Genomic DNA, 11,964 nt, shown 5'->3' on the forward strand with positions numbered 1-11,964 from the left:
CCAGGAGAGTTCCATGCTCCCAATTCAAGTCGATACGACTGCCGATCCCGGGGCGCCGATTTCCACCGACGATTCCATCCCGGTCGTCCCCCTTAAACATCCGGTCAGGCTGGCTATTGCAGTACTCCTGATTCTCTTCGCGGCAGGCGCAGCCTGGAATGTCGCGACGAATCCGCGTTTCCACTGGGATGTGGTTGTTGGCTATATCTTTGCGCCTCAAATACTGAGCGGGGCTGGACTCACACTCGTTCTCACTATTGTCGCCATGGCCATCGGAATCGCCTTGGGGACGATTCTCGCGGTGATGCGTCTGTCCGCCAACCCAGTGGTAAGCAGCGTTAGCCGTACCTACATATGGTTCTTCCGCGGTACACCCGTCCTGGTTCAGTTGATCTTTTGGTACAACATTGCCGCTCTGTATCCGGTTATCGCACTTGGGGTCCCGTTTGGTGGCCCGTCTTGGGTCCTTGGGTCGGCAAATGCGTTTATATCGCCTCTCGGCGCCGCTCTCCTGGGACTGTCGCTCAACGAAGCCGCCTACATGGCGGAGATCATTCGTAGTGGCATTGCGTCTGTTGACAAAGGTCAGCACGAGGCTGCTCGAGCACTTGGGATGAATGGTTCGAAGGCATTGCGGCGAGTCATTCTCCCCCAAGCGATGCGTGTAGTACTTCCGCCAACCTGGAATGAGGTCATCTCAATGCTAAAGGGAACCTCACTCGTCAGCGTTCTGGCTATTTCCGACTTGCTGTATTCCGCTCAGATTATCTACTCGACCAATTTCCAGACAATTCCGCTGCTCATCGTAGCCAGTCTGTGGTACCTCTTCATGACGACAGTCATGAGCTTCTTTCAAAACAAACTCGAACGACGCTATGGACGTGGTTTCGACACGATACCCAATGGAGCTAGGCGCCGCCGAGCGAGGAGGATGAAATGAACGGTCCTATGGTGGAAGCTCGAGGGGTGAGGAAGAGTTTCGGACATACAGAAATCCTCAAGGGCATTAACCTGCGCGTCGAAAGGGGCTCGGTGACCTCTCTTATCGGCCCGTCGGGCTCAGGGAAGACCACTTTTCTGCGCTGCATAAATCATCTTGAAAAGGTTGATGCAGGACGCTTGTATGTGGACCATAAACTAGTGGGCTACGAGGAGCGGAATGGTCGACTGTACGAGATGAAAGAGCGGCAGACCGCACGCGCACGGCTAACGGCGGGCATGGTCTTTCAGCGTTTCAACCTTTTTCCTCATATGACTGTCTTCGAGAACATCATCGAAGCTCCAGTTCATGTTCTTGGTCGTCCACGAAGCGAAGTTCTCGCCGAAGCACAAACTCTTCTCGATCGGGTTGGGTTGGGCGATCGTGGAAATGCATACCCGCAACAACTTTCGGGCGGGCAGCAACAGCGGGTCGCCATCGCTCGAGCATTGGCAATGAAGCCAAAACTTATGCTGTTTGACGAGCCGACGTCGGCGCTCGATCCCGAACTTGTCGGAGAAGTTCTGGACGTGATGCGGTCACTCGCGGAAGGGGGAATGACGATGGTGGTGGTAACGCACGAACTCGGGTTTGCCCGTGAGGTATGCGACCAGGTTGTATTTATGGACCAAGGCGTTGTTGTCGAGAGCGGCCCACCCGGACAGGTTCTTGCATCGCCAAGACATGAAAGGACCCAGGCATTTCTTTCGAAAGTCCTTTAAGCATTAACTCGGATAAATCAGGTTGCGTCGGGCCGGTGCGATAGATGTTATTAAGGTATATGGATAAAGAACGTAGCCACTACGCCACTATTCAACTTCTGTCGCACTGAAGGCCGCGTATTGCTGTACTTTGAGGCGGTCATTGGGCGGACGTGACGCCGGTCGCACTCCCCATGGGGTGTCTGCTGTTGAAAGTCTCTCATGGATGGCAATTGACGCGAGCTTTTCGGAACGCGGATATGAAATCGGATCTCAAGCGGGGCGGCTTCGCTGCCCTGGTAACAACGACATGGCACTTCTTGATCCACGGGTATTCCGGCCAGGCCAAATTCTTCGACGGTCAAAAAATTGTGGTGGAATGATTTCGTCCGTTTGTTATCCGGTGTTGAAAAGAGATGGTCGTTCCAATTGCAGGGCCGTCGATTCTTGAAGAAACCGATAGTGGGCGGCTTGTTTTTCGACGAACTTCTGTTGGGGCGCGACCACGTGTGCTCACGCGCTCATGTCTGTGTTGTTGCTGAAATGGCTTGGAGCTATTTCACACGAAACTAGTTCGATGTCTTGACCGCGTCGCGCGGTATTCCGTTGTTCGAATAGGCGTGGAGATGTTCTGGGCGCTCACCGGAAACAGACTTCTTATGACGCGAGAACCGGCTGAGTAAGGAGCGCTGATGCTCCGTGGGATGCGGTCGCGCAGTGGCGCACCCCACGGAATCCGGCTAGCGGGCTAGCGAACCTGTTCGCAATGTTGTCGTGTGTTGGATGTATAAAAAAAGTAGTATACCTAATTAGTTTGGAGAATATTAATGAAACGAACTTTCATGACAGTCCCCGCGGTCGCGCTCATCACCGTCGCATCGCAGGCGCACGCGCAGAATTCGGTCACGCTATACGGTATCATCGACACAAGTATTCAGTATGTCCACAATAGTGGCGGTCAGTCGACGGCCATTTCATTGGTCAGCGGCAATCAATCCGGTTCGCGCTGGGGGCTGAAGGGTAAAGAAGATCTCGGCGGGGGGCTCTCGACGATCTTCAAGCTTGAGAACGGGTTCGATTCGACCAGCGGTGCGCTCGGGCAGGGTGGCAGAATGTTTGGGCGCCAGGCTTATGTCGGTTTGCAGGATACCTCGTGGGGTACTCTCACGCTCGGTCGCCAGTATGATCCACTAGTCGATCTGGTCCAGCCGGTACAGCCGGACGAGTATCTCGGTGGCTTCTTTACTAGCCCAGGTGACATTGATAACGCTGACAACAGTGTACGGGTGAACAATGCGGTGAAATGGGCGAGTCCCACGTGGGGCGGCTTCAATTTGTCGGCGATGTACTCATTCGGTGGTGTAGCTGGCAGCGTGGGTTCGGGTCAGACATACAGCGGCGCATTCTCCTACGCCACTGGCCCCGTTACGTTGGCGGCAGGCTATTTCCACATCGACAATGGAAATGCGACGCTGTCGACAAGGTCCACGACTTCGGCCGACTCGCTCTTTTCCAGTTCGGTCAACAACGCATATGCGTCGGCACGCTCGATCAACATTGCCCGTGCAGGCGGCAACTACGTCATTGGCTCGGTAACTCTCGGTGGCTACTACAGTTTCTCGCAATACAATCCAGATGCGAGTTCAACATTTAAGCAGGCCGAGAAGTATAACAACGCGGCAGTGTACGCGGTGTGGAACGTTACTCCTGAGTTCCAAACCCAGATTGGCTACAACTACACGAAGTCGAGCGGTGATTCATCGGCGACGCGTCATCAGGTTGCGCTCGCGGCGGACTACCTGGTCAGCAAGCGCACGGATATCTACGGCGTCGTCGCCTATGCGCATGCGGCGGGCACAGACGGCCTGGGGCAAGCGCAGGCTGTCATCGGTTCGTCGGACATTGACGCGGGAAAAAGTTCTCAAGCTCTCGTCACCGTTGGCTTGCGTCACAAGTTCTAACTGTGCGTGAGCGTCGCAGGGGTGGAACGCTCAGGCTGACTGCACAATGCAGAACCAGCCTGTGCGAGGCTGTATTTTAACCAATCAGGCTCTGTGTACATCCTCACGAAAGGCACACACGCGCAGGCGCCTGTCACAGCACTGTCCGTCGATAAGAACAGGTCGCGACGGCCTGCCTGCCGCGTGGTCCGGATTCGACCTCGAACATTTCAGAATCGGTCTGAAGTGAGGCGGACTTTCAGTCGGGTAGGCGTGTTTAAGAGCGATGCGACACGCGCGTCGAAATGACCGATCTATATATGGAGGATCTATGGAGGACTTAGCAGGTTTCGGTGGCCGACCCATCGCGCTCGAAGCTTTTGAGATTGGATTGGAACCATGGGGGCTCGCTGAGGAAAAGATACTGGATGGCACTCCGGGGACTCGCGGCCGGGTCCTTATGAGACAAGCAGACGGTTCCCGGCTGGGTATATGGGAAATTACCCCGGGCACGGTTTGCGACACCGAAGTTGAGGAGACTTTCGTTGTTCTATGCGGTCGTGCGACGGTAGAGATCGAGGGAGCCGGGACGGTGGAGTTATCGTCGGGAACGATCTGTTATTTGCCTGCCGGTGCCCGCACCATCTGGCACATACATGAAACGCTCAGAAAAGTGTACCGGCAATTCGGTGTCGACGAGCAGTAACCCCGAGGAACTCTTGTACGCCAAGGCAAGGGCGCACAGGAGCAGCTCGAAGAGGGCGGCGAGAACTAGACAGGGCACGTCGATCCGTCGACCGGATCCGAAGCGGCTCTGTTGAGACCATCCAGCGACGGCAATGGATCTTCGGGCGTGCATCGGTCACCGTGCCAATGTGTCCTGGGTGGCGCGACGGCGGATGTCGGTCTTTTCGTTGACACGGGTGATGGAGACGTGCCCCAATCGTTTAACGCGGAATATGGAAACCATACTTAACTATATTGGCGGGAAGTGGCAGCCCGCGCTCAATGGATCTACCCGCAAGGTAAGCGATCCTGCGGACGGCAGCGTTGTCGGGATCGTGACGGATAGCCATGTTGAGGATGCGCGCCTTGCGATTACGGCAGCGCGGGAGGCATTTCTGGGAGCTGGAACGTGGCGCCTCACGCCCGCGCCACTGCGTGCGCAAGTGCTGTACCGGGTGGCAGACGGAATCCTCAGCCGTATCGACGAATTGGCCGAGCTCGATTCTCGCAACAACGGAAAACCGTTGCGGGAGGCACGCTGTGACGTGGAAGATGCTGCCGCATGCTTTCGGTACTACGCCGGACTAATCAGCGCACCCCAAGGTGGGGTTTATGATGTGACAGACGCCTTTGGCCCCATGCACGCGTTTTCAATGCATGAGCCAGTTGGAGTGTGTGCTCTCATCACTCCATGGAATTATCCGGTTCTCATGGCTGCATGGAAATTGGCTCCGTCTCTGGCGGCAGGGAATTGCGTCGTCTTCAAGCCAAGCGAACTGACCCCGCTGTCGGCGGCAATCCTCTTCAGGATAATGGAGCAGGCTGGGTTGCCTCCTGGAACCGCTAACCTCGTGCTGGGAACGGGTCCGAATGTCGGAGCAGAGCTTGCTGCGAGCAACGACGTAGACATGATCACCTTCACCGGGAGTACCCGCACTGGGCAATCTATCGCGACAGCGGCGGTAGGTAACCTTAAGAAAGTCGGCCTGGAACTGGGCGGCAAGTCGCCAAATATTATCTTCTCCGACGCGGACCTCGAAGGTGCGGTGGAGTGGGCGATGTTTGGCGTCTTCTTTAATCAGGGAGAAGTCTGCTCCGCGGGCGCGAGAATCCTCGTGCAAGATTCCATCAAGGATGCCTTCGTCAATCGCCTTGCCGAGCGGGCAACGAAGATGACAATCGGACGAGGCCTCGACAACCCGGACATGGGGCCCCTTATCTCGGCGGCGCATCTGGATAAGGTGACGGGTTTCGTTGAGCGCGCACGGGAGGAGGGGGCGAAACTCGTCTGCGGAGGCGGCCGACTGAGTGAAGGAGCGCTCTCGAAGGGTTTCTTCATGGCTCCGACCATTCTCGACGAATGTCGACCGGAGATGGAAATCGTCCGGGAGGAAGTGTTCGGACCAGTTGCATCGATCCAGACTTTCGAGACGGAGGAGCAGGCGATAGCAATGGCGAACGATACGCGCTACGGCCTGGCCGGAGGGGTGTTTACGACAGATGGTGCCCGCGCACTTCGTGTCGTCAAAGCGCTCCGCGCAGGCGTCACCTGGATCAACTGTTATAACCCGACGTTTAACGAAGCGCCTTGGGGGGGCTACAAGATGAGTGGCTATGGGCGTGATTTAGGTGTGAACGGTTTGCTTGAATATCAGCAAGTCAAGCAGGTGAATACCAACCTGCGTCCGGGGCCATTTGGCTGGTACACCCGATAGAGACGCATTGATCGTCGGCCGAGATGTGTGGCATCGCTGGCTGACAGACAAAGCGTCCGGCCTTCCGAAAGATTGGCGGACAGTCACTGAAGTCGAAGACTGAATCCCAGGATATGAGCGGAGTTTCGGTTTGGGAGTTTTCGGGACGATCGACGCTGTACTTGCCCACGATATCTCCGGCTCTGCGGATTCGGGAGGCGAATGGCCGGGTGATGTTGGTTGGTGTAGCCGTTATCGGTATCTGAAGGAAGGGTTCGAAACATGCGCTATTGTTTCGCGAGCCGACCGGGAACAAACGCGTCATGGGATAACCAGACTCTATGAATCAGACTATTTTTGAACTGAAACCGCCCTGTGACAAGATTGTCAGCCAATCGCTCCGCAATTCGAAGCTTGAACCCTTCTGGCTCGACGACGCGGCTCCGTTCTCCGTATTTCCGTCCTGTAACGAAGACGCTCATGCTGATCTTGTGATTGTCGGAGGCGGTTTCCTTGGCCTGTGGTCTGCCCTGATGGCAAAAGAGCGGAATCCGGCGCGTTCGGTAATACTGCTTGAAGGGCGCACCATCGGCCACGCAGCGTCGGGGCGGAACGGAGGATTCTGTTCGCCCAGCATTACCCACGGTGAAAAAAACGGCACACAACGCTGGGCCGACGAGATGGACCAGTTGCGCAGACTTGGCTTAAGGAATATCGCCGAGTTCGAGGAAACGCTCAGGCGCTACCAGATAGATTGCGATTTCGAACGCACAGGCAGCCTGACGGTTGCCATTGAGCCGTATCAGATTGACGAGCTCGAGGGGCCGGGGTTGCTCTCCCAGGAAGAAGTGCGGGCCGAAGTGAATTCACCGACCTACCTTGCTGGTCGCTGGAATCGTGAGGGATCGGCGATGTTGCATCCAGCCAAACTCCTTCACGGACTGACGCGAGTGGCAACTGAACTTGGTGTGTGCATTTTCGAGAACAGTGCGGTGGCGAAGCTCGCGCGCGAAGGACACGAAGTCGTGCTCGAGCTTGCTTCGGGCGCGCGGGTACGCGCTTCGCGGGTCATCCTGGCGACGAACGCCTATCCGAGTCTGTTGCGCCGATATCGGTATCACACGATTCCGGTATACGACTACGTGCTGATGACGGAGCCCCTTAGCGCGGCACAGATGTCTTCGATCGGATGGCATCACCGGCAGGGTGTATCGGACATGGGTAACCAGTTCCATTATTACCGGCTGACCCGGGATAACCGGATCCTCTTCGGCGGTTATGACGCAATTTACCACTACGGTGGAGATGTAAAAGCTGGGTATGAGGACCGGGAAGATTCATATCGGACGGTCGCGAAACATTTCTTCACCACGTTCCCCCAGCTTGCCGGTATCAGGTTCACCCACCGGTGGGCAGGAGCAATCGACACGTCAACGCAGTTCTGTGCATTTTTCGCGACCGCAATGCGCGGGCGTGTCCATTATGGGGCGGGCTTTACCGGTCTTGGTGTTGGAGCCACGCGTTTTGCCGCCAATGTACTGCTGGACCGGTGCGAAGGTTTGTCTACGGAGCGTACGAAGCTGAGAATGGTACGGAAAATGCCGCTTCCGTTTCCGCCGGAGCCGATGCGCTACCTGTCGATCCAGCTGGCGCGGTGGTCCCTCAATCGAGCAGATCATAATGGTGGCCGGCGGAATCTCTACCTGCGGGTGTTGGACGCACTTGGACTGGGCTTCGATTCCTAGTGGATCTGTACACCTGCAGGGTTCGCAGCGAAGCATTCGGATGGCAGGGTGGAACAAATAGGTCGTGCGAGTCTGAATGCGGAGACTGTCGGCAATAGCATCAAGGCTATTCCGCAGCGTAAGAAGGCACACGAGCGCAAGAAGCGAGCATTGGATGAAGGAGTCGCGCTGCTGATTCCGGAGAGAGTGGCGACGTGAGTCAGGGGGGGCGCCAGGACCAACGCCCAGCGTCGCCGGCAGCTCCTTGTCGGTGACACTGAATCGCGATCGGCGCATCTTCGATAATCGGGAGTAGAGAGATCATGTTGAGGGTTCCAGAACAAACCACGCCTTACGGGTTATGGGAGATAACCGGGGCGCCCCGCAGCGAAGCCAGGCGGATCAATGGCGATGTTTCGACCGATATTGCGATTGTCGGCGGGGGATTCTGTGGTCTCTCGGCAGCCCTGCACCTGGCTGAAGCGGGGCTGGCTCCGCTCGTTCTCGAGGCGCAGGAGCCGGGCTTCGGCGCCTCGGGCAGAAACGGCGGACAGGTCATAGCGGGTATCAAGCTTGACCCCAGTGAACTGGCCGTTCGCTTCAGACCTGCGGAAGCGGAAGCACTTTACCGCTTTGGCGCCGGGACCGCGGAGACGGTATTTTCTCTGATTGAGCGCTTCCAGATTCGTTGCGAAGCACATCGGGATGGCTGGATTCAGGCAGCCCATTCGCCGGCCATGCTCAAGGCTGTCCGGCGGCGGGTCACCGAGTTGCAGGATAAGGGCGCTGACGTGGAATGGCTTGATTCCGAGGTCATCCAGCGCATGATCGGGACACCTTATTATAAGGGTGGCATGATCGACCGCCGCTCGGGTATGGTGCAGCCGCTCAGCTACGCGCGCGGACTGGCAGGCGCGGCTGCTTCGATGGGCGCGACAATCCTTGGCAATACACCAGTCAGGAGGCTCACGCGGGATGGAGCTGCGTGGCGACTCGAGACGCCGGGCGGAACTGTTCTCGCCCGGCATGTTCTGCTTGCGACCAACGGTTATCTTGGTGATTTGTATCCAGTGCTCAAGACGGCGATGATTGTGGTGCAGAGCTATCAGATCGCCACGGAGCCGCTGCCTCCAGATCTCGACCGGACGGTTGTGCCAAGCCGGCTGCCAGTGTCGGATCTCATGGACCTCGGGCTATATTTTCGACGCGATGATGCAGGGCGATTTATTGCAGGCGGGGGTGGAAGCCTCACAGACAAGGAAGAGCCGGCACTTTTTCACGCTTTGGCGCGATCGGCGAACATATTGTTCCCGCAGCTTTCGGAGACGCCATTTACGTCGCGTTGGGGCGGAAAGCTCACTCTCACGCGGGATCATCTGCCGCGAGTCATCGAGCTCGAGCCTGGCCTCGTTGCGGCTTACGGTTGCAACGGACGGGGCGTGGCACTGGCCACCGTCATGGGGAGACTCGCAGCCGAGCGGATTCGTGGGATTACGCACACAGACCTTCCGGTTGCAGTCATGGAGCCAGCGCGTTATGCGTTTCACAATCTGCGCCTGCCCGTGATGATGACTGTCCGGAAGTTTCGGCGGTTGCGCAGGCGTTTCGCGCGCGCATGATTTCCCAGACCGTGGGCTTCAGAGTGAAGCGACGAGTCGATTCTACGATTTGGATGTTAGAGCTTCGGCGTTCGCCTGGAGGACGCTACCAGAGGCTCTACAAGGCTGACCGGACACCTGCGGGTCGCCGTCATTGGCGCCTGGAATCAAGGTGCCATCTCAAGGAGAGTAATAAGCATGCACGCAATAGATGAACTTGCTGTTTTCGCGAGTGAGCATCCCGAGGGCAAGTTGTCGGACAAGGCGCGGGACGCGTGTTCGCTACTGATCATGGATTTGATGAGCGCTACCGCTGCCGGCTTCAGTTCGGAGCTCGCAGTGGCTGCCCGCCGCGCTGCCGTCGGGATCTTCGGAGAGGGAAAATCCGGTGTTTGGCTTGGCGGTGAAAATTTGAGTGTCGCCGGAGCGGCAATGGCTAATTCAGCCGCTGCCAGTGCGTTGGATATTGACGACGGGCACCGTGGCGCGGCAGGGCATCCAGGTGCTGGGATCATTGCTGCTGTATTCGCGGTGGCGCAGGCTATCGAGGCATCGGACGATCGCATCTTCGATGCGATCGCGATCGGTTACGACGTAGCTTTGCGCGTGGCAACAGCGCGGCCCTCATCGACTGTCGAAACATATGCAAGCGGGCGTTGGGTGAATTACGGAGTCGCAGCGGCGGCAGGGCGACTGTTGCAGCTGAACGCGTCTGAAATGGCAAATGCGCTTGGGATCGCTGGCGCGGAAGGTCCGATCGGCTTTCCAGACGGTGGTTCAGTCTATGAAGGGAGTACGGTCAAGGAATGTATTCCGCCGGCCGTTGTAGCCGGGTTGACGGGAGCTTATCGTGCACAGGCGGGCGCTACAGGCCCCCGGGACCTTCTTGATCGTGACGATCGCTTCAGGCGCGACATTCTCGTTGGTCGACTAGGCGACGGCTGGTGGATGGAGGACTGCTACCTCAAGCCATACGCGTGCTGCCGGTACATGCATGCAGCGATAGATGCGATTGCGTTTCTTCGCCGACCTGGCCGTCCGGTTCTCAGTCTCCGTATCGAAACTTTTCGGGAAGGTCTCTCGCTCCCGAATGAACGAGCTCCGAAAACCCTGGAAGGTGGCCAGTATAGCTATTACTTTAATTGTGCTCTGGCTGCAATCCGTGGAGTCGCTGCGCTTCAGCCAGTAAATCCAGCCTCGCTGGAGGACGCCGAGGTTCTTGCGTTGGCGGCCAAAACTGAACTCGTGGCCCACGAGGATTTTGCTGATTCGTTTCCGGCCACTACGCCCTGTAGGGTGACAATGGATCAGGGGGCGGGTCCGGAGAGCCTGACAGTTAAGTCTCCGCTCGGAGATGTCGCAAACCCAATGAGCCGGGAGCAAATAGTCGAGAAGTTTTTCCGACTGGCCGCTGGGAGCGTTCGGCCGGATAAACAACACGCCATCGTATTGGCACTAAATCAGCTTACGACTGCTGGTTTCAAACCGCTCTTCGACGTGATCGGTTCCCGGTGAACAAAGGAGCAACCGGCAACTAGGCTGGGGTTTTGCCGAAATCATCAGGGAGAACCGGCTCGTTATTGAAGAGGAAGACAATGTCGTGCGCGGCGATGGAATGGTGAGCTCCGGCAAATGGCTTCAGTCACTATCGAAGCGAAAGTGGTCTGAAGCGCCAGCTTATTGACGCAACGGGTAATCTGATTGCTCTTAGAAGCGGTGAAGACTACCAAGTGTACGTCGAAGCGGCCATTCTGACTTTCACGCTGCCTGCGTTACTGGGCGAATGGCGAGTTTCACATTGCTGTCTCGATCTGCGTGACCAAACGCCTGGCGGCACTGGTTCGCGCAGGCATTCACTTTTCGGCGGGAGGCAAAGTAGGCGCTCTCGCCAACTCTTTAACTAGAGATCGAGGTGTTCTTTGCTGTACAGGATCTTGAAAGATCGTCGACGATATATCCGATTGTCGGTAGCGGACAAACAACGTCCGCCCACTTCACGGGAGTCTATGATTTTCGGGGGCCTCGCTGACGCGCTGCCCGACGTGGCTTGCGAAGAAGGTACTTTTCACGCCGCGGAAGCGCCACAATATCCCCAGCTTGAGACCGAGTCGCCGATCTTTTTTTCCTGGCGTATGGACACCTTCCACTAGCCAACTCAGCGGAGGGTCGGGCAGCCGTATGTGAACTCGTGCTTTCTGTTCCTCGATCGTCGCTGCAGGTGCGCCACGAGCTTCTTGCAAGAAGCTACCGCCCCGCGACGCGTCTCGGAGCTCCTCAGATCACCGGCCATTTGCAATCTCGCAGTGCTCCTTTTTCACCTATGTGACACGCAGACCTGTTGGGTGTAGTACGACCTTTTGCCGCTCTCCTGCCTTACGGGTCGAGCCGGCTCGGACTGGCACACATAAACGGCAATGGTGGATAACGACTGACAACCACCGCGAGCTGTGTGGAGGCCCCCGCAGGGAGGCCTGCTTCGTCGTCGCGGGGCATTTCGGCGTTTTGAAACATACGTCGACAACATTCCACGTCAACTCGTGTCGTGGGAATTCACGAGTTGTTAACCCGGCCCCGCCGGGTTTTTTTATGTGGCCTGGTTCAA

General features: G+C 57.1%; 9 protein-coding genes. All 9 read left to right on the forward strand.

From position 1 onward, the window contains the following. The first annotated feature begins 13 nt into the window (after positions 1-13). The 9 genes from U5A52_RS22710 to U5A52_RS22745 all read left to right on the forward strand — a co-directional run bounded on the left by U5A52_RS22710 (position 14) and on the right by U5A52_RS22745 (position 10,877). Complete coding sequence (locus tag U5A52_RS22710; RefSeq protein WP_321936312.1) at positions 14-940, forward strand: amino acid ABC transporter permease; 927 nt, start codon at positions 14-16, stop codon at positions 938-940. After that, a complete protein-coding gene (locus tag U5A52_RS22715; protein WP_321936313.1) occupies positions 937-1,701 on the forward strand; it encodes an amino acid ABC transporter ATP-binding protein in 765 nt (254 codons plus the stop codon). The genes U5A52_RS22710 and U5A52_RS22715 overlap by 4 nt, the downstream gene beginning before the upstream one ends. A gap of 239 nt (positions 1,702-1,940) precedes the next feature. Beyond that, entirely contained in the window at positions 1,941-2,063 is a 123-nt protein-coding gene (locus tag U5A52_RS22720; RefSeq protein ID WP_321936314.1) for a hypothetical protein, read from the forward strand. Positions 2,064-2,507: 444 nt separating this feature from the next. Beyond that, positions 2,508-3,641: a porin gene (locus U5A52_RS22725; RefSeq protein WP_321936315.1), complete on the forward strand. Its 1,134-nt coding sequence runs from the start codon at positions 2,508-2,510 to the stop codon at positions 3,639-3,641. A 439-nt stretch (positions 3,642-4,080) separates the two neighbouring features. Next, complete coding sequence (locus tag U5A52_RS43330) at positions 4,081-4,326, forward strand: cupin domain-containing protein (protein WP_415774042.1); 246 nt, start codon at positions 4,081-4,083, stop codon at positions 4,324-4,326. A gap of 253 nt (positions 4,327-4,579) precedes the next feature. After that, positions 4,580-6,061, forward strand: a complete 1,482-nt coding sequence (locus U5A52_RS22730; protein ID WP_321936316.1) for an aldehyde dehydrogenase family protein — start codon at positions 4,580-4,582, stop codon at positions 6,059-6,061. Positions 6,062-6,381: 320 nt separating this feature from the next. Further along, entirely contained in the window at positions 6,382-7,785 is a 1,404-nt protein-coding gene (locus U5A52_RS22735) for an FAD-dependent oxidoreductase (RefSeq protein WP_321936294.1), read from the forward strand. A gap of 302 nt (positions 7,786-8,087) precedes the next feature. Continuing rightward, positions 8,088-9,383: an FAD-binding oxidoreductase gene (locus tag U5A52_RS22740; protein ID WP_321936295.1), complete on the forward strand. Its 1,296-nt coding sequence runs from the start codon at positions 8,088-8,090 to the stop codon at positions 9,381-9,383. A gap of 177 nt (positions 9,384-9,560) precedes the next feature. Continuing rightward, on the forward strand, positions 9,561-10,877 hold the full coding sequence (locus U5A52_RS22745) for an MmgE/PrpD family protein (RefSeq protein ID WP_321936317.1): 1,317 nt from the start codon (positions 9,561-9,563) through the stop codon (positions 10,875-10,877). Positions 10,878-11,964: the final 1,087 nt, after the last annotated feature.

This window comes from Paraburkholderia sp. J8-2, from assembly GCF_905220195.1.
GTDB lineage: Bacteria > Pseudomonadota > Gammaproteobacteria > Burkholderiales > Burkholderiaceae > Paraburkholderia.